23 protein-coding genes and 3 tRNA genes are annotated in these 23,630 nt (G+C 38.9%); 14 read left to right on the top strand and 12 right to left on the bottom strand.

The genetic code is table 11. The features are described 5' to 3' along the window. From dapF to AC1M9B_RS00360, 4 genes are all read right to left on the bottom strand, one after another. Positions 1–843: a diaminopimelate epimerase gene (dapF, locus tag AC1M9B_RS00375; protein ID WP_481607106.1), complete on the bottom strand. Its 843-nt coding sequence runs from the start codon at positions 841–843 to the stop codon at positions 1–3. Positions 844–854: 11 nt separating this feature from the next. Beyond that, positions 855–2,099 (bottom strand): diaminopimelate decarboxylase, encoded by a 1,245-nt coding sequence (lysA, locus tag AC1M9B_RS00370; RefSeq protein ID WP_481607107.1) that lies wholly within the window; start codon positions 2,097–2,099, stop codon positions 855–857. A 47-nt stretch (positions 2,100–2,146) separates the two neighbouring features. After that, a complete protein-coding gene (gene lptM, locus AC1M9B_RS00365; protein ID WP_092765967.1) occupies positions 2,147–2,341 on the bottom strand; it encodes an LPS translocon maturation chaperone LptM in 195 nt (64 codons plus the stop codon). A 150-nt stretch (positions 2,342–2,491) separates the two neighbouring features. Further along, positions 2,492–3,889, bottom strand: coding sequence for an amino acid permease (locus AC1M9B_RS00360; RefSeq protein WP_481607108.1), 1,398 nt, complete (start codon positions 3,887–3,889; stop codon positions 2,492–2,494). 322 nt (positions 3,890–4,211) lie between these two features. Here AC1M9B_RS00360 and AC1M9B_RS00355 point away from each other — a divergent pair, with 322 nt between their 5' ends. Beyond that, positions 4,212–5,570: an alanine/glycine:cation symporter family protein gene (locus tag AC1M9B_RS00355; protein WP_481608286.1), complete on the top strand. Its 1,359-nt coding sequence runs from the start codon at positions 4,212–4,214 to the stop codon at positions 5,568–5,570. Positions 5,571–5,628: 58 nt separating this feature from the next. Here the strand turns inward: AC1M9B_RS00355 and AC1M9B_RS00350 are convergent, their stop codons facing one another. Further along, positions 5,629–6,027 carry a hypothetical protein gene (locus AC1M9B_RS00350; protein ID WP_092765964.1) on the bottom strand — a complete coding sequence of 133 codons (399 nt, stop codon included), beginning with the start codon at positions 6,025–6,027 and terminating at the stop codon, positions 5,629–5,631. 187 nt (positions 6,028–6,214) lie between these two features. Between AC1M9B_RS00350 and radA the strand changes: the two genes are divergently transcribed. Further along, positions 6,215–7,603, top strand: a complete 1,389-nt coding sequence (radA, locus tag AC1M9B_RS00345) for a DNA repair protein RadA (protein WP_481608285.1) — start codon at positions 6,215–6,217, stop codon at positions 7,601–7,603. 131 nt (positions 7,604–7,734) lie between these two features. Continuing rightward, complete coding sequence (locus AC1M9B_RS00340) at positions 7,735–8,739, top strand: Tim44 domain-containing protein (protein ID WP_481608284.1); 1,005 nt, start codon at positions 7,735–7,737, stop codon at positions 8,737–8,739. Positions 8,740–8,974: 235 nt separating this feature from the next. Here AC1M9B_RS00340 and AC1M9B_RS00335 read toward each other — a convergent pair whose 3' ends face one another. Next, positions 8,975–10,162, bottom strand: coding sequence for a trypsin-like peptidase domain-containing protein (locus AC1M9B_RS00335; protein WP_180028696.1), 1,188 nt, complete (start codon positions 10,160–10,162; stop codon positions 8,975–8,977). A 170-nt stretch (positions 10,163–10,332) separates the two neighbouring features. Here AC1M9B_RS00335 and AC1M9B_RS00330 point away from each other — a divergent pair, with 170 nt between their 5' ends. The 6 genes from AC1M9B_RS00330 (at position 10,333) to AC1M9B_RS00305 (ending at position 13,292) form a co-directional block, all read left to right on the top strand. Beyond that, the gene (locus AC1M9B_RS00330; protein ID WP_481608283.1) at positions 10,333–11,091 is read left to right on the top strand and encodes a Nif3-like dinuclear metal center hexameric protein; all 759 of its coding nucleotides are present in this window, start codon (positions 10,333–10,335) and stop codon (positions 11,089–11,091) included. 161 nt (positions 11,092–11,252) lie between these two features. Further along, a complete protein-coding gene (locus AC1M9B_RS00325) occupies positions 11,253–11,879 on the top strand; it encodes a superoxide dismutase (RefSeq protein ID WP_092765960.1) in 627 nt (208 codons plus the stop codon). A gap of 153 nt (positions 11,880–12,032) precedes the next feature. Further along, positions 12,033–12,108: transfer RNA gene (locus AC1M9B_RS00320), tRNA-Asn, on the top strand. 6 nt (positions 12,109–12,114) lie between these two features. Further along, positions 12,115–12,190, top strand: a tRNA-Asn gene (locus AC1M9B_RS00315). A gap of 505 nt (positions 12,191–12,695) precedes the next feature. After that, positions 12,696–12,771 (top strand) — tRNA-Asn (locus AC1M9B_RS00310). A 41-nt stretch (positions 12,772–12,812) separates the two neighbouring features. Continuing rightward, positions 12,813–13,292, top strand: a complete 480-nt coding sequence (locus tag AC1M9B_RS00305) for a DUF2726 domain-containing protein (RefSeq protein WP_481608282.1) — start codon at positions 12,813–12,815, stop codon at positions 13,290–13,292. Here AC1M9B_RS00305 and AC1M9B_RS00300 read toward each other — a convergent pair. From AC1M9B_RS00300 to AC1M9B_RS00285, 4 genes are all read right to left on the bottom strand, one after another. Beyond that, entirely contained in the window at positions 13,289–13,519 is a 231-nt protein-coding gene (locus AC1M9B_RS00300) for a hypothetical protein (RefSeq protein ID WP_481608281.1), read from the bottom strand. The genes AC1M9B_RS00305 and AC1M9B_RS00300 overlap by 4 nt on opposite strands. Positions 13,520–13,631: 112 nt before the next feature. Next, positions 13,632–14,855 carry an alpha/beta hydrolase family protein gene (locus AC1M9B_RS00295; protein WP_481589694.1) on the bottom strand — a complete coding sequence of 408 codons (1,224 nt, stop codon included), beginning with the start codon at positions 14,853–14,855 and terminating at the stop codon, positions 13,632–13,634. 108 nt (positions 14,856–14,963) lie between these two features. Continuing rightward, a complete protein-coding gene (gene ubiA, locus AC1M9B_RS00290) occupies positions 14,964–15,842 on the bottom strand; it encodes a 4-hydroxybenzoate octaprenyltransferase (RefSeq protein WP_481608280.1) in 879 nt (292 codons plus the stop codon). Between the two features lie 10 nt (positions 15,843–15,852). Further along, complete coding sequence (locus AC1M9B_RS00285; protein ID WP_481608279.1) at positions 15,853–16,344, bottom strand: chorismate--pyruvate lyase family protein; 492 nt, start codon at positions 16,342–16,344, stop codon at positions 15,853–15,855. Between the two features lie 160 nt (positions 16,345–16,504). Here AC1M9B_RS00285 and AC1M9B_RS00280 point away from each other — a divergent pair, with 160 nt between their 5' ends. Next, the gene (locus AC1M9B_RS00280) at positions 16,505–17,419 is read left to right on the top strand and encodes a polysaccharide deacetylase family protein (RefSeq protein ID WP_481608278.1); all 915 of its coding nucleotides are present in this window, start codon (positions 16,505–16,507) and stop codon (positions 17,417–17,419) included. A 30-nt stretch (positions 17,420–17,449) separates the two neighbouring features. On the opposite strand, the gene AC1M9B_RS00275 is transcribed toward AC1M9B_RS00280, so the two are convergent. Beyond that, positions 17,450–17,728 (bottom strand): hypothetical protein, encoded by a 279-nt coding sequence (locus AC1M9B_RS00275; protein WP_481595635.1) that lies wholly within the window; start codon positions 17,726–17,728, stop codon positions 17,450–17,452. Positions 17,729–17,824: 96 nt separating this feature from the next. Next, a complete protein-coding gene (gene glnA, locus AC1M9B_RS00270; RefSeq protein ID WP_171076768.1) occupies positions 17,825–19,240 on the bottom strand; it encodes a type I glutamate--ammonia ligase in 1,416 nt (471 codons plus the stop codon). Positions 19,241–20,192: 952 nt separating this feature from the next. On the opposite strand from glnA, the gene AC1M9B_RS00265 reads away from it, so the two are divergent. The 4 genes from AC1M9B_RS00265 (at position 20,193) to AC1M9B_RS00250 (ending at position 23,626) form a co-directional block, all read left to right on the top strand. Beyond that, entirely contained in the window at positions 20,193–20,777 is a 585-nt protein-coding gene (locus AC1M9B_RS00265; protein ID WP_092765952.1) for an anthranilate synthase component II, read from the top strand. A 9-nt stretch (positions 20,778–20,786) separates the two neighbouring features. Continuing rightward, positions 20,787–21,833, top strand: coding sequence for an anthranilate phosphoribosyltransferase (trpD, locus tag AC1M9B_RS00260; RefSeq protein WP_035266991.1), 1,047 nt, complete (start codon positions 20,787–20,789; stop codon positions 21,831–21,833). Positions 21,834–21,851: 18 nt separating this feature from the next. After that, positions 21,852–22,658 (top strand): indole-3-glycerol phosphate synthase TrpC, encoded by an 807-nt coding sequence (gene trpC / locus AC1M9B_RS00255; RefSeq protein ID WP_481586573.1) that lies wholly within the window; start codon positions 21,852–21,854, stop codon positions 22,656–22,658. A 284-nt stretch (positions 22,659–22,942) separates the two neighbouring features. Beyond that, on the top strand, positions 22,943–23,626 hold the full coding sequence (locus AC1M9B_RS00250) for a Smr/MutS family protein (RefSeq protein WP_481596743.1): 684 nt from the start codon (positions 22,943–22,945) through the stop codon (positions 23,624–23,626). Positions 23,627–23,630: the final 4 nt, after the last annotated feature.

Below are 23,630 nucleotides of genomic sequence, written 5' to 3'. Positions count from 1 at the left end.
TTATTGAAAATAACGTAGATCCAAACGACCTTCATAGACCGTTGCAGTTGGACCAGTCATCCAAACCACATCTCCCTCTTTCCATTCAATCAGCAATTTACCGCCGGCAAGTTCGATTTCCACATTGCTAGACAATAAACCACGGCGCATACCTGAGACAGCAGCAGCACATGCACCTGTACCACAAGCTAATGTTTCTCCCACACCACGTTCAAAAACTCGTAATCGAGCATGTTTTTCATCAACGATCTGCATAAATCCAGCATTTACACGCTCAGGAAAACGTTCGTGAGATTCCACTTGAGGGCCTATTTTAGCAACATCAGCAGTTAACACGTCTGGCACAATGGTCACTGCATGCGGATTTCCCATATTAACCACATCGATGCTGATCGTCTCATTATCCGCTAAAGCTAAATCATATAAAGCAGCAGGCGTTTCTGCTAAAAATGGGATTTGGTTCGGTAAGAACTTCGGATACCCCATGTTCACACGAACCCATCCATTCGCACCCAACTCAGGCTCGACAATCCCCGCCTTTGTTTGCACTTTGAATTTAGTTTTATTGGTTAAATGACGATCATGAACAAATTTGGCAAAACAACGAACCCCATTGCCACATTGCTCAACTTCAGAACCATCCGCATTAAAAATGCGATATTTGAAATCAACGTTAGGATGGTCTGGTGTTTCAACAATTAATAACTGATCAAAACCAATGCCAAAATTACGGTCAGCCAACCGGCGAATCATGACAGGATCTAGATAAGCACGTTGGCTGATTAAATCAACCACCATGAAGTCATTACCTAGACCATGCATTTTAGTAAATTCTAGCAACATCTATTGTCTCCTTAAGGCAATAAGGACTCACGTTCCCACAGAGACTCAATCGTTTCGCGTTGACGAATTAAGTGTGCTTGATCACCGTCAACCATCACCTCTGCTGCACGACCTCGGCTGTTGTAATTTGAACTCATCACAAAACCATAAGCACCTGCACCCAAAACAGCTAAATGATCGTTCGCTTGAATCGCAAGTTCACGCTCTTTACCGAGGAAGTCACCTGTTTCACAGATCGCACCAACCACATCCCAAACTTTTTTCTCAGTTTGCGAATTTTGATTAACCTCTTGGATATCCATCCAAGCTTCGTACAAAGAAGGACGAATCAAGTCATTCATTGCTGCATCAACAATTGCAAAATTGCGATGATTGGTTGGTTTTAAAAGATCAACTTTCGTCACCAATACGCCAGCATTCGCCGAAATACTACGCCCTGGCTCCATATACACTTTAAGACCTAGTTTTTCTAATGCAGGACGTAAAGCATTTGCATATTCTTCAACTGTCGGTGGAACTTCATTTTTATAAGTCACACCAAGACCACCACCAATATCAATATGTTTGAGGTTGATCCCTAATTTTTTCAATGCTTCAATCATGTTCATGACACGATCTAGCGCATCAACAAAAGGTTGAGTTTCAGTCAATTGTGAACCAATATGACAATCAATTCCTACGATATCTAAGTGACTTAAACTTGCTGCATACTGATAAGTTTCATATACCGAATCAGAAGGAATACCAAATTTATTTTCTTTAAGACCAGTCGAGATATATGGATGTGTTTTGGCATCAACATCTGGATTTACCCGAAGTGAAATTGGAGCTTTTACATTAAGTTCTGCTGCAACTTTTTGAATACGGTCAAGCTCTGCATATGATTCCACATTAAAACAAGCAATACCCACTTCTAATGCTTGACGAATGTCAGCTTCAGACTTGCCCAAACCAGAGAAGACAATTTTAGAAGCGTCACCACCTGCGCGTAAAACACGTGCTAATTCACCTCCAGTCACGATATCAAAACCGCAACCAAGTTTCGCCAACACATTTAGAACTGCGATATTTGAGTTTGACTTCACTGCAAAACAAATTTGGTGATCGATAAAGTTAAAAGCACGATCCATATCCAAATAATGTTTTTCAAAAGTTGCTTTTGAATAAACATAAAGTGGTGTACCAAATTGCTGAGCAAGTTGATCCAATGAACATTGTTCTGCGTGCAAAACCCCTTGAATGCGAGGGAAACTCATGGATGTATCCTTTCTAAATTGCGCTGGAGAAAAAAAATAAATGAATATTAATCTTGAGTAGGTGCAGCATCTGCTTTAGGTTCAGCTTGATCCTGACTTGGGCGATCATTGTTTTTATAAATTAAATATTGTGCTCGCTTGTCATAGTTTGGATCACTGGGTAGTTGTAATGCACCAGTCTGACCACATCCAGCCAAGATTGAAACAACGGCTGCACTGATAACTCCGATCAAAATACGCATACCTACACCTATCAGTAAAATTTATAGAAGTATACCTTGATCATCTAATTCACCAAAGTATTTAACGCAACAGATTAATAACAGAAATAAAAAAACGCCAGTAATTACTGACGTTTCTTTTGACCTAAATTGCAAATCATTTATAAATTTTTATTTTTTCTTATAAAAACCAAAATAACCAATGATCAGAATAACAAACCAAATCGGGCTCACCATCAATGCACGGCGAGTATCATCTTCTAAAGCCAATACTCCAATCATGCCAACAAAGAATATAGCAACAATCGCACATGTCACCAATCCACCTGGTAGTTTAAATTTCGATTTGGCATGAAGTTCTGGGCGTGTTTTGTAATACACCACATAACTCCAAATAATCATCAACCATACACAAATAAATAAAATGGTGGAAAGTGTTGTCGCTAAAGTAAATGCTTCCACCGTATTCGGTACGAAGTATTGCAGTGCTGCCCCTAGTAACAAACATACTGCTGAGAAATACAAGGCATTCGCTGGCACAGCTCGCTTATTCAGTCTTCCAAAAGCTTCAGGAGCTTGAGTCTCGCGCGACAAGCCAAACAGCATGCGGCTGGTTGAGAATACGCCACTGTTCATCGATGACATCACTGAAGACAATACAACCAAATTCATAATAATAGCAGCGGCTGCAATACCTGCTTGACTAAACAAGTTTACAAATGGGGAAATATTCGGATCAATCTTATTCCATGGTGTAACCGACATCACCACCAGCAACGACAAAACATAGAAAATAATGATTCGAATAGGAATCGAGTTGACAGCTTTCGGCAAGTTCGTTTCAGGATCTTTAGTTTCAGCTGCGGTTGTACCCACCAGTTCTACACCCACAAAAGCAAAAATTGCGATTTGGAAGCCTGCCAAGAAACCGATTGCACCTGTTGGGAAGATCCCGCCGTTTGACCAAATATTGCTAAATGCTGCGATTTCACCTGATGTAGAAGTGAAACCTGTAAATATCATCCAAAAGCCAACGCCAATTAAAACAACAATTGCGATAATCTTGATTAAAGCAAACCAGAATTCTAATTCACCAAACAGTTTCACTGTAACAAGATTCAATCCCATAATAAATACGATTGCAGCGATGCTAATCATTACCCCTTCTTCAGGGCTAAAAGGCATCCCATTATTGAAGAACTGAAGGTAATAAATGATCGCCGATAAATCTGCAATACCGATGGTGATCCAACACAGCCAGTAGGTCCAGCCCACAAAGTAACCTGCCCATGGTCCAATTAAATCCGTGGCGAAATCTATAAACGACTTATATTGCAAATTTGAAAGCAACAATTCGCCTAGTGCTCGCATCACTAAAAAAACCATGAAACCGATGATCATGTAAATTACGAGAATTGAAGGACCAGCTAGGCTAATTGTTTTCCCAGAGCCCATGAACAAACCTGTTCCAATTGCGCCTCCAATTGCAATTAACTGCAAATGTCGATTGGATAGACTTCGTTGTAATTCACCATTTTGCTGAGGCGAATTTATATTTTGATCTGACATTTTCAAATTCACCAAATATATTAATCGGCACAACTTAACTGAAAAAAATCAGATTTCAAAAAGAAAATTAGCACGATCAATATTTTCTAATTAGTTTAAAGTATTAATTCATTTTTCTTATATATCACCAGAATGATCAATTATTCATCATATTTATTTATCTTATTTTGAGTAAAATATTGAAAATCTTGTTGTTATATGTAAAAAATATAAGTGCAAAAAATAATCAAAAGGAATGATGTGTTTGATCGCGCAAAAGTATGGCATATCCCTTGCTTGATCATGCATGTAAAAAACAATCAGGAAAATAAGAAGGTAGTTTATGCAAGAAATACAATCAATCATGGAAACACTCAGCGGCTTAGTCTGGGGACCTTATATGCTGGTGCTGATTGTTGGGACAGGTGTTTTCTTAACATTCCGTCTACTTTTTTGGCAATTCAGGATGCTTCCATTGGCATTTAAACAAGTGTTCGGGAAACACCCAGATAAAAAAGACTCGGGAGATATCTCACAATTTGCCTCACTCATGACTGCACTTTCAGCCACGATTGGTACAGGTAATATCGCAGGGGTAGCGACTGCTTGTGTACTGGGTGGTCCGGGTGCTGTATTCTGGATGTGGATGACTGCATTTTTCGGTATGGCAACCAAATACGGTGAAGGTGTTTTGGCGGTCAAATACCGTGTAAAAAATGAAAAAGGAGAAATGTCTGGTGGTCCAATGTACTACATTGAACGAGGACTTGGCGCGAAATGGAAGTGGCTCGCAGTCCTCTTCGCATTATTTGGTACATTAGCATCCTTTGGTATTGGTAGCTCAGTTCAATCAAACACAGTGGCACTAGCAGTAGAAAATAGTTTGGGTATAAGCACGCTCACCACTGCCATCATTATTACAATTTTCTCTGCATTGGTGATTTTAGGTGGTATTAAGTCTATTTCCAAAGCATCCTCAATTATTGTTCCAGTCATGGCTCTAGGCTATGTCATTGGCGGGCTAATTATTATTTTCAATAACCTTGAATTAATTGTTCCTGCTTTAAAAATGATCTTTACCTATGCATTCACAGGTGAAGCGGCAGCAGGTGGTGCGATTGGTGCAGCGATTCGTTACGGTGTTGCCCGTGGTGTATTCTCAAACGAAGCAGGTATGGGTTCAGCGCCAATTGCAGCGGCAGCAGCAAAAACTGATCACCCTGCCCGTCAAGGCCTAGTTTCAATGACAGGTACATTCATTGATACAATTATTGTGTGCTCAATTACGGGTATTGTTCTTGTTATGGGTTTCATCATGGCAGGACAAAGTTTCGGTGATCAAACTGGGGCTGTTTTGACCATTAGTGTTTTTGACAAATTACTACCAGGATTTGGGGGCTGGGTTGTTACGTTCGGAATCATCTTTTTTGCTTATTCAACTATTTTAGGTTGGAGTTATTACGGCGAAAAATGTTGCACCTATTTACTGGGTGAAAAGTCAGTATTTATTTATCGTCTCATTTATATTGCTTCAGTATTTCTAGGCTGTGTCGTCACACTTGATTTAGTTTGGCTTTTCGCAGACACCTTCAATGGTTTAATGGCAGCACCCAACTTAATTGCCTTATTGTTACTTTCTGGAGTTATTGCAAAAGAATCTAAAGATTTTATTGAACGACGAAAATCTGGTGAGCTTTATTAAACAAATTAATAGAATCAAACCCCCAAAAAGCCTCATTGATGAGGCTTTTTTTGTCTTTTCACGAAAATTTCTGATCGTTCAAATTTTGTTTTTCCTCTTGATCCTTTGCAATTTCTTCCGCAACCTCCAAGCTCAACACAAAAAATAGAACATGTTCAATTTTCATATTGCCCTGTTCATCTTCAAGATAATTTTTAACCAGCTGATACTGATTATTTTGCTCATCAAAAGGAATATCTAGATATAGGTCACCCAGATAGCTGTCAATTTCATCCTCACCAGACAAACCTAAACATGGCACAAATTCAATTTCATGTTGTTCAAGCCATGCAATCACATGATCTCGAATACTTTCTTCCTCATTCTGATCATCCGTGTAATTCTCAAAATGAATAAACAGCACATCACGCTGTATTTCGCGTGCGATGGCATCAATATGTTGAGCGTACAAACGCATATCAAATAACTCAGTCGATTTTTGATATGAGTATAAATCAATTCATGATTGCTTTAATTTAATATCTCGTTAAAGCACACGTCATGACTTGTCTTATTGTTTTAAAATTTGATAAATATTTTTTTGTTTTCGTAACCTTTACTCAGTATGCTCAGTATATAGAAAATCAAAAAACCTATATTAAGTTATGGCTAAAGCAAAAAGTGTATATCGCTGTGAACAATGTGGCGCAGATCATCCTAAATGGGCAGGTCAATGCTCAGAATGCGGAGAATGGAACAGTTTAGTTGAAGTCACTATTGCCCCTGCGATTACGCATCGTGCAAATCCAAAAATTGCAGGTGGTTATGCTGGTCAAGCAGCATCAATCACTACATTGAATCAAGTTTCAGTTTCTCACGAAACACGTTTAGCAACAGGGATTGGAGAATTTGATCGCGTTTTAGGCGGAGGGCTTGTTACTGGTTCAGTTGTACTGATCGGTGGTGACCCTGGTATTGGTAAATCAACAATTCTTTTGCAGACGGCAACCCATATGGCTGCCGCGAAAAGTTCCGCCCTATATGTCACTGGTGAGGAATCTTTATCTCAAGTTGCATTACGTGCCAATCGTTTGGATCTTCCAACTAATCAATTAAAAGTGATGGCTGAGACGTGCGTAGAGCGTATTTGCGAAGTATTAGCGCATGAACGACCTGCTGTCGCGATCTTAGACTCGATTCAAACTTTATACACTGAAACCTTACAGTCTGCGCCAGGCGGCGTTTCTCAAATTCGAGAATCTGCAGCCCTTCTGACACGTTTTGCGAAGAACAGCGGAACAGCTTTATTTATTGTGGGTCATGTGACCAAAGAAGGTGCTTTAGCTGGCCCTCGTGTTTTAGAACACATGGTCGATTGCGTACTTTATTTTGAAGGTCAATCTGATTCACGTTATCGAATGATTCGAGCTGTTAAAAATCGTTTTGGTGCAGTCAATGAACTGGGTGTTTTTGGGATGACCGATAAAGGGCTTAGAGAGGTTGCCAATCCCTCAGCCATCTTTCTTAGCCGATATGATGAAGCGATTCCTGGTTCTATCGTCATGATTAGTCGAGAAGGCACACGTCCACTCTTAGTTGAAGTGCAAGCCCTAGTAGATGACGCGCATGGTCAACCTCGCCGTGTTGCATTGGGTCTTGAGCAAAACCGTTTAAATATGCTACTCGCCGTCATGCACCGACATGGTGGTGTTCAAACTTCTGGTCAAGACGTATATGTGAATGTTGTTGGTGGCTTAAAAATTACTGAAACAGGTTCAGATCTCGCCGTCTTATTGGCCTGTGCTTCAAGTTTGAGAGCAAAAGCACTCCCTCAGCAATTGGCTGTATTTGGCGAAGTGGGATTATCGGGAGAGATTCGTCCCGTACCTAACGGGCAGGAACGGTTGAAGGAAGCAATTAAGCACGGGTTTAAATATATTATAGTCCCTAGAGCGAATGCACCACAAAAGGATATTCCTGGTGTTCGCATTATCGCCGTTGCCCGTCTACATGAAGCTTTAACTGAAGCGATGAGCTTAGCGGATGAACATTAATTCAGCTGATCAATTTATTTAACTGTACACTGTGTATGAATACTGAAAAAAATTGAGGTTTAAGTTGAAATTTAAGCCAAAAGACTGCATAAATACAGTGTGAAATTAACTTTTTAAAATAGGAATTTTAGATGGAAGTTCGACAGCGTAGTTTAGTTGCGGGTATTTTAATGGCGACACTCATGGTAGCGCCTTTTGCAGAAGCAAAACGTGCTGGTGGTGGTAAAAGCCATGGTATGAGCCGTTCTGCTGCTCCAACCCAATCATATCAGCAACCACGTCAAGCTACTCCTGCCCAACAACCTGCTGCTCCAGCGACTGCGCCTCAAAAGTCTGGTCCTGGTGTGGGTGGTATGGTCGCTGCTGGTGTTGCTGGTGCTGCAATTGGTGCAGTCGCAGCAAATGCTTTAGCAGATGATGATACTGTTCCAGCAAGTCAAGCAGAAGTTGCTGCACAACCTGAGGAAGAAGGTGGTATCCCAAGTTGGGTATGGTTGTTGATTATTGCTGCTGCTGCGTTCTTCATCTTCCGTAAATTCGGAGCAAAAAAAAAATTAGCGGCTAACAACCCTTATGCACCAAACAGTTCAGGTCCACAATCTGCACCGTTTGGTCAAACTGCTGCACCTCGCCCTTCAGTGTCTAATGACAATACCAATATTTTTGGTCAATCTGTGGGCGGTGGCACAGCTGCATCTCAAGCGCCATTTGGTCAAGCACCACAAGCTCCTTTTGGTGCAGCAACAATGTCTAGTGGAAGTCAGCTACCTGACGGAACTGAACCAGCTGCTTTCTTACGCATTGCACGCCAACGCTTCAACCATATTCAATCAATGAATACGGCAAGTAATATTGCTGAGATTCAACGTTATTTGACGCCTGATCTTTATCAATCGATGTATAACGATATTATGGGTAACCAAGATCAAGACGTAGCTGAGTTTTCAAATCTGAATGCTATGGTTGTTGATTCTGCGACTGAAAATGGTCAATACGTTGTCAGCGTTCGTTTCACGGGTACGGTAAGTGAAGACTTAAATAGCCTTCCAAAACCGTTTGCTGAAGTTTGGCATTTCGTTAAACCAGCAGGTTCTAGTCAAGATTGGTTGGTTGCGGGTATTCAACAGGAAAGCTAATTTTATTCTCAAAAAAAGCCAGTGAACCACTGGCTTTTTTTGTTTCGTACACTGTTTAATCATTGTTGAGTGAATTCAATTTTGCATGTGTTAAAACTCTATCTCACCGTCACTTAGGAATGCATGACCGTATTTAATTATTAAATAGCAGATTTATTCAGATTCATTCAAAGGTATGAAACAATATAGAATCTAAGAATTATAAAAAAGCCCCATATTACTGGGGCTTGTTAATTTAACGACGAGGTAATGGAATATACTGGCTATTACGATCGCTGGTTTCAGCTGGTCGTTCACCAATAACCACTTCAGTATTGATGCTCTTACCTTCACGTAAAATCTCAATTTTTGCAGAGGTATTCGGTGATTGCATTGCAACATAATTAATCAATTGTGATGGATTGTTGATCTCCTGATCATTTACTTTCATGATCCGATCACCGACTTTAATCTTAGCTTTATCTGCAGGACCAGACTCATAGACGCTGCTCACAATTACACCCTTCTCACGAGGTTGTAATACATCGGGTTGCGTCGGATTCGCCAAACCAATACCTAGCCACCCTCGAATTACTCTGCCTTCTTTTAATATTGAATTCAGAACTTGCTGGCAGACTTTAGCAGGAATAGCAAAACCAATTCCTAAAGAACCACCCGATTGCGAGAAAATTGCAGTATTAATCCCAATCAAATTACCTGCAACATCAATGAGTGCTCCCCCAGAATTACCTGGATTAATAGCAGCATCGGTTTGAATAAAATCTTCATAGAAATTTATACCCAATCCCGAACGTTCTGTCGCAGATATGATCCCTTGCGTAACTGTTTGCCCCACGCCAAATGGATTACCAATTGCGAGTACAACATCTCCAACTTCATTTCCACTCAGTTTGAAAGGAAGCACTGGCAGTTTGTCCATTTCGATTTTAATGACTGCTAAATCCGTATCAGGATCTGTTCCAATTACTTTGGCTTCTGCTCGACGACCATCATACAAAGCCACAACAATCTGGTCAGCCTGTGCAATCACATGATTATTAGTCAGAATATAACCATCAGGTCGAACAATCACCCCCGAACCCAAACTATTTTCATTTGGTTCTTGTCCAAAACGTTCAGGTAATTGACCACCAAAAAATTCTCTAAAAACAGGATCATTTAAAATCGGATGATCCACTTTTTTTACAGTTTGTGTTGTAAAAATATTAACGACTGCAGGTGCTGCGACCTTTACCGCAGCATTGTATGACACTACTCCCCCAGAACGTGTCGTATCCACCAAAGGTTCTACTTTTTCAGCTGGCATTTTATATCCATCAGCTGCTATTTGAGGCTTTGGTTGATTTAGTTTTTGCCATGTGACAAAACTAATAATGACAATAATGAGTAACACCCATGGTAACCATGTAAAGGACCGGCGCACTTTAATATCCTCTGAGAATTTTAATTTATTGATGACAAAAGTATTTTATGACTGCATATTGTAATCAAAAAAAATTTATATACCTAAAATTGTGAAAATAGTTTTGTTCGGCTTTAGTTAATATTAAAAATATGCTTTGATCTTTATATTTTCACAGACTTAAGAACATTATGGCAAAGCTAAACGACATTATCCAATGGTGTGATCAGACCCTAAAGGCCAATGAATTTAAAGATTACGCTCCCAATGGTCTGCAAATCGAAGGTAAAACAGAAGTAAAGCGAATTGTTTGTGCTGTATCGGCTTCTCAATCAGCTATTAATGCTGCAATCGAGCTGCAAGCTGATGTTTTATTGGTTCACCATGGCTATTTTTGGAAAGGTGAGCCATCTCCGATTACAGGAATGCGTGGCAAGCGAATTAAATCACTCATTCAACATGATATTTCACTATTAGCTTATCATCTACCTCTCGATAGCCACCCTAGCTTGGGAAATAATGCTGCGATAGCAGATTTACTTCATCTTGATCAAATTGAAGCACTTGATCCGAGTGAACGTCATCCCATTGGAAATATCGGCTATTTAAAAAATGCAATGACACCAGATGAGTTCAAAGCTTTTGTGTCACAACAACTTAATTATGATGCGATACATTTGATGGCTGATAAACCAAGTATTCAAAAAGTTGGATTTTGTACTGGCGGTGCTCAAGACTTTATCACTAAAGCTGCCGAACAAAATTGCGATGCTTATATTTCAGGTGAAGTTAGTGAGCGTACCTTTTATCAAGCTTTAGAATTAGATGTGCATTATTACGCATGTGGACATCATGCGACTGAACGTTATGGTGTTCAACGACTAGGTCAAGCAATTTGTGAACAATTTGGTCTTGAATATCATTACGTTGAACTCAATAATCCTATTTAAATTGATTTAACCACGCGTTTTAAATTGGAGTGAGCTTATACGTATTAATTCACGCTTTATTCTGTATTCTTATTTATAAGTAATGCGCAAAATATGGTGAGAATCTATTACAATAAGTGCACTTCGATGTAAAACCCAGCACAATGCAAGGAACTTAAAACATGACAACGATTACTTTACCAGCTCTTCCGTACGGTTACGAAGATCTTGCTCCACACATCAGCAAAGAAACTTTAGAATACCACCACGACAAACACCACAATACTTATGTTGTTAATTTAAACAACCTAATTGCAGGTACTGATCTTGAAGGTAAAACGCTTGAAGAAATCATCAAAGCTTCTGCTGGTGATGCTTCTAAAGCGGGTATCTTCAACAACGCAGCACAAGTTTGGAACCACACATTCTACTGGAACTGTATGGCTAAAAACGGTGGTGGTAAAGCGACTGGTGCTTTAGCTGCTAAAATTGACGAAGCTTTCGGTTCTTACGAAAAATTTGCTGAAGAATTTGCTGCTGCTGCTACAACTCAATTCGGTTCAGGTTGGGCTTGGTTAGTTGCTGATGAAGTAAATGGTAAACTTTCTATCATGAAAACTTCAAATGCTGATACTCCACTTGCTCATGGTAAAGTAGCTGTATTAACGATCGATGTTTGGGAACATGCTTACTACATCGACTTCCGTAACGCTCGTCCTAAGTATATTTCTACTTTCTTAGAAAGCTTAGTGAACTGGGATTACGCTAACGCGAAATATGCTGGTCAAGAAGCTGGCGTAGAAAAATAAGATTTAACCGTCTTATTACGTTTAAAAAACCATCCTTTTAGGATGGTTTTTTTGTTATTTACATCAATTTGAGTATTAATAAATCAAACTATTCATTTCTTTACAATAATTGGTTGACGACTAGTAATTTCAACCCTAAAATGCGCATCAGATTCTCCAATAGCTCAGTCGGTAGAGCGACGGACTGTTAATCCGCAGGTCCCTGGTTCGAGCCCAGGTTGGAGAGCCAATCTAATCTCCCATAGCTCAGTCGGTAGAGCGACGGACTGTTAATCCGCAGGTCCCTGGTTCGAGCCCAGGTGGGAGAGCCAAGATTCTAAAAACCCAAGCATAATGACTTGGGTTTTTTTATCCCTAAATTTCTGATTTGCTATAGAATTATTCTAATTTTCTAAAAAAGTCTAAAAATGAATACACCTTGGCTTAAATCACTGATTTTCTGGTCTCTACTTGTTGGCAGTCTCATCTTTATATTTCAATGCACTCAAAAATCTGAACATAATAAAATAGCCCCTACACTTATGTATGAACGTTTGTATCACTGCACTTCAGAATTATCCTCTGAACACATACTCCTGATTAAAAAAATTCAAAACGAGGTAAATGTGGAATCATCACAACAAACCATTATGGAACTTATGAGTTTATGCCGTAAAGCGAATCCACTGAAAAGCAAAGCAGAGTATGTCCATTTATTAAAAAAGCTATAGATCGTTTCACTTAGATTAAATTTAAATCAGTTGATTCATATTTCTAATATTTTTCAATGTTAAGGCTTGACCTCTCTTCATTTGACTCATAGAATGCGTACCAGATTCTCCAATAGCTCAGTCGGTAGAGCGACGGACTGTTAATCCGCAGGTCCCTGGTTCGAGCCCAGGTTGGAGAGCCAAGATTCTAAAAACCCACTCAATCGAGTGGGTTTTTTCTTATATGTACTTTTATTTACGAATTCCTGTGTTTCAATCCAGTCAAATTACTTTCTTAATTATTGGTGTTATTGCAACCCTTGCCCTGCTCACCATTATCTTTCAACAATTATTTAAAAAGCCACAACGCTTTTACCCCAAACGCATTATTACCGCATTTGAAAGTAAAATGTTTTTTAGATTAAAAGAGAGTTTTCCGCAATACCATGTGCTTGCTCAAGTCTCTTTTAGCGCTTTAATCACAAACCCCAGTCTAAAGATTCGAGCTAAATTTAATCGAAAAGTGACTGACTTTGTCTTACTGGATGATCAGCTTAAAGTTATTGCCATTATCGAACTCGATGATCCAAGTCATCTTGGTAAGGAACAAGAAGATGCTGAACGCGATCAAATGTTTTATGAAGCAGGATATCGAGTATTTCGCTATAACGATATCCCAAGTGTTCAAAGCCTCAAAAAAGATATTCTTGCTAAAAATAATTAGTTTAAAGGCTTTGCTACAGACGAAGCATTCTGCTCAAGCTGCTCTTGTTTTTCTCTAGCTTCAATTCGCGCGGCTTGTTCTGCACGTAACCGATCGTACTCTGCTTTGTTCTTTGCATCACTCTTTACTGCAAAAAAAGCGATCGCAATGATAAGCAACGGGATAAGGGGACCAAGACTTGCCAATAAAATAAATTTAGTGGTGAATTTCTTTTTTGATGAAGTCATCAACAAAACCTGTGTTATTGAGTCCGAGGCAATATAACAGAATAAAGTCATAGAAAAAACTTTAGCTTTAAGTGTCAACTAGGATGCAACACCCTAGCTGACATAGTCACGTTTAGCGCACCGGTAAATACGATTTAATAAAATCAACAACCTCATCATTTTTCTCAACAATCGCTTGTGTATGCGATGCTCCTGCCACAATATCTAATACAATTGGAGGTTGAGTCCCCAATCCATTTAACTGATTTACTAATTGTTGTGTTACTTGATATGGGACAGCGGTGTCATTTTCACCTTGAACCACATAAACCGGTTTCATGAGTTTTTGAGTTCCAGGCTGATTATTACTTAAAAAACTACTCACCACTGGATCATTTTCAAAGCCAACCTTTAACCCAGGATAGTCCATTACTTTTTGTGTTGAATTTGATTCCAAATAAGTCTTAATGTCTTTTCTAAACTCATCAATTAATGGCATCAAGCATAGGCCATTTTCACCAGTCGACCCCTCAGCTTTCTCTGCCACAGCTTGAGACCTAGATTGGAATATCGTTGCTAATGAAAATCTAGGTTCATATGCTTTAATCCCTACACCTGTATAAGCAGCATAAGCTAATAGCTCTGAATAAATAGCGATTGCCAAATCTCTATTTTGACTTTCTATCGCTGAAATGGCATTTGGTGCGACTTGGGTAATAATGTAACCCAAACTGGATGCTGGAGCAGTCGCTACAGCCCCTTTGTAATACGGATCATTATTGGCATATTGTGCAATTCCTAATGATGCATGACCACCTTGGGATTGGCCGACAGACATCCAAGATTTATTTAATCGTGATGGATATGCTTGGTGAACTGACTTTATTGCATGAATCGCAGATTGTGCAGCACTAGATAGATGAAGATAAGGATGAATCCCTTTAACCCCCAAACCTTCATAATCAGGGGCTACAATGACATAACCTTCTTTAAGAAGATTGTTCGCTAAAATTTCAAAATTCGAATTGAGTACATTATTGCTTGGTGCACATTCGTCTCCAACACCAGTTGTTCCATGTGCCCATACCACTACTGGCCATCCTGCTGCTGGCTGAGCAGTCTTAGGAAACATGACCATTGCTGTAGCCTTAGTTTTCTGACCCAGAACATTCGGCATTAAATAAGTCATAATTTGGATTTTGGAAGCTTGCTCTAGACTATCTTTTTGATAAGCTTTCTCAGCAACAAATACTTTTTCTTGAAAAATATTTTTATCATCATCACTATTACAAGCCGTTAAGAGTAATGCTGCCGTACAGCACATTGCGATAACCGTTTTTTTAATTGTACTCTTCATAATTCTTTCCATTCATTATTATCACTCTCCATGAGTACTTTTAATTAAACATAAAAAAAAGCATCCGACTAGGATGCTTAATTAGTTTATTTTTATTTAATGTTAAGATTAAATTAATGCAATAAAAATCCCCATAAAGATCATCACCCCTACCCATCGGTTATGTCTAAATGCCCAGAAGCACCATTGCGGATCTTTATCACGTGTTTTGGTCCATTGATAGATGAAATCACCTACCACGAGCACTAATGCGATTAATCCAAAAGGGACAAGTATGTGTTCAAGCCATAGTGCAGTACCAATTAAAATAACACTCATCGCCTGCAATAAACTGATAATTTTAATATCATTTTTTCCAAACAAAATAGCCGTCGACTTAACCCCAATCTTTAAATCATATTCGCGATCCGTAATTGCATATTGAGTATCATAAGCCACAGTCCAAGCCAAATTACCGAAATAAAGTAGCCAACACGTCCAATCCAAAGGCTTACCCATTGCAGTAAATGACATCGGTATACCCCATGAGAATGCCATCCCCAGTACCACTTGAGGTAAATGCGTATAGCGCTTCATAAATGGATAGATGAAAGCAAGTACCAGCCCAATTAAAGCACAATAAAAAGTTTCAATAGGCAGGAAGAACAATGTACAAGCACTTGCAGCAACCAGTGCGATAAACACCCAAACTGCTTCTTTTGCCGAAATCACACCTGTGGCTAATGGACGATTTTTAGTTCTTTCTACGTGTGCATCCACTTTACGATCAGCAAAATCATTAATGGCACATCCCGCTGCACGCATAAATATAGTGCCACATACGATGGCAAGCAGTGTCACTACATCAGGTATTCCACCAGCTGCAATCCACAGCGCCCATAAGGTGGGCCACAGGACTAACTCAGTACCAATTGGCTTATCGAAACGACATAAATAGTAATAAGCGCTTAAACGCTCGCGCCAGGTGATTGCTTGTGCGGTTGCCATAAAGTCTAGCTCAATGAGTTTTTATAAAACGTTCAAATGCTGGTAAAAATGTTTCTTGGACAATAAATTTACAGCCATGCCAAGTATAACAGCTCTGTCTGGTCCATCCATCCTCAAGTAAGATCACGCGACGTTGGCATTGCGGTTCTGTGCGTTGGAACAGGAATCGACCTATAGGCTGATTTCCAATATGTTGAAAGAGACGTGCTTTTTTTTGAAGGCTGGTAATTGGGAAAATAGATTTCGCTTTTACCCACGGTTCACACTCAGAACCAAATAAATGAGTCTCTCTAACCCAAGAAGTATGCTGATGTGATACACCCATCCAGCTGGCATCATGAAAATTTAAACGTTGAAATCGTTCTTGGATTCGTTGAACTTTGAATGTTCCATCAGCTAAATCTGTCAGTTGTTGGGTAAGTGAGCCTGAGGCGTACAACCATTTTTTTAACTCAGGACACATTAATTTTTCCTGATGATTAAATTGACGGTTTTCAAGCATATTTCAGACTACCATTATTTTATACTCTCAAGTGTACCCAAGCTTTAGAACTAATGCACCAAACCTATGGTTTAGTTTAAGGCATCACACTCACACATTTCATACTGCACCCCCCAAAAAAAATGCTATAAACATTAATTCGTAAACAACTTCATTAAACATGCTTAAATTTAGCTTGTACTTATTTATATCACTGTTATTTCTTTCCCAAGCTCATGCTCGTCAATTAGCACTGAGTTTTGATGATGGATTAAATGCAACTATTGATCCTACTGCTCCACACATTAATCAACAAATACTAGCGCATTTAAAAAACAAAAATATTCAATCTATCATTTTCCCAAATTACATCAAAATCGGTGACAATGCGGGTAAAGACTTAATACGTCAATGGGATAAACACGGACACATTGTTGGCAATCACAGTGCTTTTCACGAAAATTTAAATAAACCTGAAGTTTTGGCGAAAGACTACATCAAAAGCATTAAAATTAATGAATTGGTTTTTCATGATTTACAAAACTTTAGGAAAATTTTTAGATATCCCTATCTAAAAGAAGGTAATAATATTGCGAAAAGAGATCAAGTCCAAAACTGGTTAAAACAAAATCATTACCAGCATGGTGGTGTCAGTATTGATGCAAGTGACTGGTTTTATAATCAAAAATATCTAGCGTATCCAAAAGCAGGAAAAACGTCACACATTAAAAGATTGAAGCGTGCTTATATTGATCATCCTCTTGATCGAGCTGAATATTATGATTCACTCGCATTGCAAACCCTTCAACGCTCTCCTCAGCATGTATTGTTACTCCACACGAATGCGATTAATGGACAGTTTCTAGGCGAGATTATTTTAGCCTTAGAAAGCAAAGGGTGGACAATAATCAATGCAACAGATGCTTATGTTGATCCGCTATATCAGAATTTCAGCCCTAATATCCCCGCTGGGGAGAGTGTTATATGGTCTATCGCCAAAAGCCAAAATATTGAAAGTTTAAGATATCCTGCTGAGGATGCACCTTATGAGCGTGAAAACTTACTCAAATATGACTTGGATGATCACAAGGAATAAATCTTATTTTTTAGGCGCAGACTAACACATTCAAGCATTGTCTGATTTTGCAATCACTTCAAATTTACCTTGTGCTGTTTTTACTAAAATAAAACCTTCGGCACTGATATAAAATTCATTTGGATAATCAAATTGTAAAGCCAAATCAGGATTTCTCAGTTCAAGAAATTGTGCCTGTTTATAGCCTTCCATGGTTCTGCCAACTTCCAAATAGGTCACTTCAGAAAAATTGAGCTTAAATCCTTTTTCGTGGTCACTTGGATCATTCCAAGGAAAAAATCCCGTGTGCTTTTTACGTGGCTTTGCCATGAAATATTTCTCATATTTGACTACATTTATTTTAACTCAAAACACAAAAAAACCCGCGCATTGCGCGGGTTTTTTACAGCGAAATTCGTGAACGAATTACAGGCTGTAGTACATATCAAATTCAACTGGGTGAGTTGTCGTATTAAGACGACGAACTTCTTCAGTTTTAAGCTCAATGTAAGCATCAAGCATTTCTTTAGTGAATACGCCACCTTTAAGAAGGTAATCGTGATCCGCTTGAAGAGCTTCTAAAGCCATATCCAAGCTGTGTGCAACTGTAGGAATTTTTGCTTCTTCTTCAGGAGGTAGATCATACAAATTCTTGTCTGAAGCTTCACCTGGATGAATCTTGTTTTGAATACCGTCGATACCCGCCATTAACAATGCAGCAAAACCTAAGTACGGGTTCATCATTGGATCTGGGAAACGTGCTTCAATACGTTTACCTTTCGGGCTAGAAACGTATGGAATACGGATAGAAGCTGAACGGTTACGCGCTGAGTAAGCAAGCATAATTGGCGCTTCATAATGTGGCACTAAACGCTTATACGAGTTTGTAGAAGGGTTAGTAATCGCATTTAATGAGCGTGCGTGCTTGATGATACCGCCAATGAAATACAATGCCATTTCTGAAAGGCCTGCATATTCATCACCAGCAAACAAGTTCTTGCCGTCTTTAGAAATTGACATATGAACGTGCATACCAGAACCGTTATCACCAACCATTGGTTTAGGCATAAACGTTGCAGTTTTAGCATATTGATGAGCAACGTTCCAAACAGCATATTTAAACTGTTGTACTTCATCAGCTTTACGAACCATTGTGTTGAAGCTCACACCAATTTCTAATTGGCAAGATGCAACTTCATGGTGATGTACTTCTACACGACCTGGCCCCATGATGTCTTCAATTTTCGCACACATTTCTGCACGCATATCGTGGTGAGAATCAACTGGAGGCACTGGGAAGTAACCACCTTTAACGCGTGGACGGTGGCCTGAGTTACCTGATTCGTAAGAATTACCTGTAGACCAAGCAGCTTCTTCAGCGATTAATGTATGGCGAGCACCAGACATATCGATGTCCCATTTAACTTCGTCAAATACGAAGAATTCTGGTTCTGGACCAAAGAAAGCAGTATCACCAATACCAGTAGATTTTAAATATTCTTCTGCACGGCGAGCAATTGAACGTGGGTCACGGTCATAACCTTGACCAGTAGATGGCTCAATAACATCACAAGTCACCACTACAGTTGGCTCTGCAAAAAACGGGTCGATAAAACCTGTTTCAGCATCTGGACGTAAGATCATGTCAGACGCTTCGATACCTTTCCAACCAGCAATTGAAGAACCGTCGAACATTTTACCATCTTCAAAAGTATCTTCATCGATAGTATCTGCTGGGTAAGTAACATGTTGTTCTTTACCCTTAGTGTCCGTAAAACGGAAGTCTACCCATTTTGCGCCACTTTCTTGGATGAGTTGTAGGACCTTGTTCGCCATGCTCATTTTGCTCCGATGATTTTTTGTTGCACATTTAGTGCGTGTTAGTAGTTGGTAGTTTTAAAGCAATTACCGTACCAACTTTTAAAAGCAAAGCTAAAATCTTGAAATCCTTATCAGATTAACAGCTTTATTCACTTTGCTTTGCGACTATTATACTGTGCTTAAAACTAAATGCACCATATTCAGGCACAGTTCATCGCAATAAAAAATATTTATTTACAACCTGTATCAAAATGGTGCATCTCAGAGCATGATCGTTTAATTATTAAACTTAAAGTCAAGTTTATTCAGGGATTTAATTACCTAATTTACCAAACGATATATTTTATAAATTTTTATAAATTAGAAAAATGGATCAAATTTTCAGACACATGCGTTTAACACATTGTTTTATATATCATTAAATAAAAAATTTTAATATTTTATTTTTATTTGGAAGACAAATAATCCAACTCAATCATAACTTTATTAATACACATCGAGCCATGATAAATCTAAATTTTGTGCATCATATTAGTTCAGTAAAATTAAATATCTTAGATAAATGATGTAAAAGTGAACGACCGCGAGACTAAATCTTATAAATTATAAATTTACTGAGTGCATTTTGTTTGTTTGTTTTTAACACAAATCTCACTCATCAAACACAATGATTAAAAAAACTTATGAATAACACGTATGAGCTTTTAGATTCAGATCAATATTTCATTTATTACCGCTATTCACCTAGAACCATTCATTCACACATTAATTTGATTTAAGTGATCAATATTGCTGATGTTTTGAACCCCAAAATTTAACCTGCGCTGATAAAAGAATCTGCTATGATAACTGCCACTTAATCGCTTTGAGTTACTAGACAAGGATGCAGTCAACACCCTGTGATGCATCTTATCAATGTGAATAACAAAGCTAAATTAAGTTAAATTATAAATTTCAAGAGGTTAAGCTTAAAATGCTTCTGATGATCGACAACTATGACTCTTTTACCTACAACATCGTCCAATATTTTGGCGAGTTAAATCAGGAAGTAAAAGTGGTCCGTAATGATGCCGTGACTTTGGAGGATATTGAGCGATGGCAACCAAAATATCTCGTCATTGGACCTGGTCCCTGCTCTCCCTCTGAGGCAGGTATTTCAATCCCAGCGATTCAACACTTTTCAGGCAAGATTCCACTGCTTGGGGTGTGCTTAGGTCACCAAAGTATCGGGCAAGCATTTGGTGGAGATATTGTTCGTGCAAAAAAAGTCATGCACGGGCGTTTATCTGACATGTACCACTCTGATCAAGGGATCTTTAGCAATCTACCCTCTCCATTCTCAGCGACTCGCTATCATTCTTTAGTCATTGATCAAGCGACTTTACCTGAATGTTTAGAGGTGACGTGTTGGACTAATGAAGAAGATGGTTCTATGGAGGAAATTATGGGTGTGAAACATAAAACCCTTCCCGTTGAAGGTGTTCAGTTCCATCCAGAATCGATACTCAGCCAACATGGCCACAAAATTTTCCAAAACTTCTTAGAAATTTATGCGTAAGAGCAAGACATGAATATTCAACAAGCATTAAACAACATTACGAAAAATATTGAATTAACACAGCCTCAAATGGAAGCTGTTATGCGCACCATTATGGATGGTGAAGCGACTGATGCACAAATCGGTGCATTGATGATGGGTTTGCGTTTAAAAGGCGAAAGTATTGACGAAATTACTGCTGCTGCACGTGTGATGCGTGAATATGCGATCAAGATTGATGTCAGTGATCTTCCATACTTAGTCGATATCGTTGGCACGGGTGGTGATGGACAAAACCTGTTTAATGTATCAACTGCATCAAGTTTTGTGATTGCAGCTGCAGGTGCAACGATTGCCAAACACGGTGGCCGAGGTGTGTCATCAAAATCAGGCTCGTCAGATCTATTAGAACAAGCTGGTATTAATCTCGACCTAAATATGGCACAGACTGAACGCTGTATCCGCGATTTGGGTGTGGGTTTTCTCTTTGCTCCAAACCATCATAAAGCAATGAAGTATGCAGCAGGTCCTCGTAAAGAATTGGGCTTCAGAAGCATTTTCAACTTACTTGGCCCGCTTACGAATCCGGCTGGTGTAAAGCGCTTTGTAATTGGCGTGTTCTCAACAGAATTATGTCGACCTATTGCTGAAGTTCTTAAGCAACTTGGTGCTGAGCACGTCATGGTTGTTCACTCTAAAGATGGACTAGATGAAATCAGTCTTGCTTCATCCACCTATGTCGCTGAGTTAAAAAATGGTGAAATTACTGAGTGGGAAATCCTCCCTGAGGATGTAGAGATTGAATCTCAAACATTGACGCATTTATCTGTTGATAGCTCTGCTGAAAGTTTGGCACTGATCAAAGATGCACTAGGTAAGAAAAAATCACCGAAAGGTGAAAAAGCGGCCAGTATGATTGCATTGAATGCTGGTGCTGGTATTTATGTCTCAGGTTTAACTTCGAGTTATAAACAAGGTGTGGCATTAGCACATGACATCATTTATGGTGGTCAGGCACTTGAAAAGATGGATGTGCTTTCTGAATTCACAAAAACAATAAAACATTATGAAGCTTAATTAAGTCAGGACATTCTTATGTTAGATATCGCGAATACTATTCTTGGCAAAATTGTTGACCGTAAACAAGAAGAGTTTGCTGCACGATTAAAACAACGTAGTTATAAGGACGTCGAAGAACTCGCTCAAGCCGCTAGCCCTGTTCGCGGTTTTGCTCAAGCACTACAACACAAACGTCCTGCTGTCATTGCTGAAATCAAAAAAGCATCTCCTTCTAAAGGCATTATTCGAGAAAACTTCAATCCTGCTGAAATAGCTGAACAGTATCAATCAGCGGGTGCAGCTTGTTTATCAGTACTTACAGATATTGATTTCTTCCAAGGTGCCGATGAGAACATTCATATTGCTCGCTCTCACTGTGATTTGCCTGCACTAAGAAAAGATTTCTTAATCGATCCTTATGGTGTGATTGAAGCTCGTGCATTGCATGCAGACTGTATCCTTCTCATTGTTGCATGTCTTTCAGATCAACAACTTGAGGAAATGTCGAAAACTGCATTTGAACATCATTTAGATGTACTGGTTGAAGTGCATGATGAATATGAACTAGAACGTGCTCTCAAATTATCAGATCGTTGTTTATTAGGCGTTAATAATCGTAATTTAAAAACTTTCGATGTTGATTTGAACACATCAATTCGTCTAAAAAAACAACTTGCACCATCTCGTTTATTAGTAACGGAAAGCGGCATTGCAACCTCAGCGGATGTCACCATGATGCAAGAAAATGACATTCACACTTTCCTTGTGGGTGAAAGTTTTATGAAACAGCCTCGTCCTGATCATGCCTTTACCGCATTGTTTGGCGAACCTCAGAATATTTGACTCTAATATTCTGCGGTAAATTGTTCGACTAAAAATAATTCAATCTCATAAGAATGGATTTCCGAATCCATTCTTGCCTCCATTAATGCCAACAACAATAGCTAGAACAAATTCAAAATAAATTAGATTAATAATCAATCTCTTTTTTTTGCTTTATCCCTTAAGTTATCTCCAATTTATCCAACACCTTAAAATCAACTTAAATACTTCTCACTACAAAGTTGAGGGATTTTCGGATTATAATCACATTCATTCATCTTCCACTTTAAAGTCACAAGCACGTTATGAGTAAACATGATTCTTCTTTATCAAAAGATCAATTTAATTTACTGAAACAGTTTAAGAAACAAATCAGTAATCCTGCTCCTCGTGTTGAAGCTCCTAAACCTATTGAAAAGACGGTTGAACAAGAGCATGAGGAAGATTTAGAACTCTTTCGTCAGCAAATGCAAGGTGTTCAAAAAATTGATCATGGCAATATTGCAAAAATTGAGAAACCAGCCAAAAAGAAATTGGATGCTCAAACCTTAGCAAAACGTGCTGCTGCTGAAGGTCCAATGCATACTGATGAAACTGTGATGTCTGATACTCAAGCCATGCTCAATCCAGTTGGCAGTCAGGCTAGTCTCAGTTATCGAATTGCGACCTTACAACATAAAGTATTTGAAGATCTGAAAGCTGGAAATTTACGTTGGTTTGAAGCAGTTGATTTGCATGGCTGTACCGTAGAAGAAGCACGTTCAGCTGTATTGCAAATTATTCAGATGGCGAAAGAGCAAAATCAAAACGTCATTAAAATTGTTCATGGTAAAGGCCCTGAAGCTGTTTTAAAAACCTATGTTAATAGTTGGCTCAGACAACATCGTGATGTTTTGGCTTTTGTCAGTGCGCCTGAAAAACAAGGTGGCACTGGCGCGGTCTTAGTTCTGCTTAAACGTGCAGAAAAGAATCCAAAATTTACTCAATAATCGG

It is taken from the genome of Acinetobacter sp. ANC_7513 (assembly GCF_056779915.1).
This window is presented reverse-complemented; position numbering and strand designations above follow the sequence as displayed.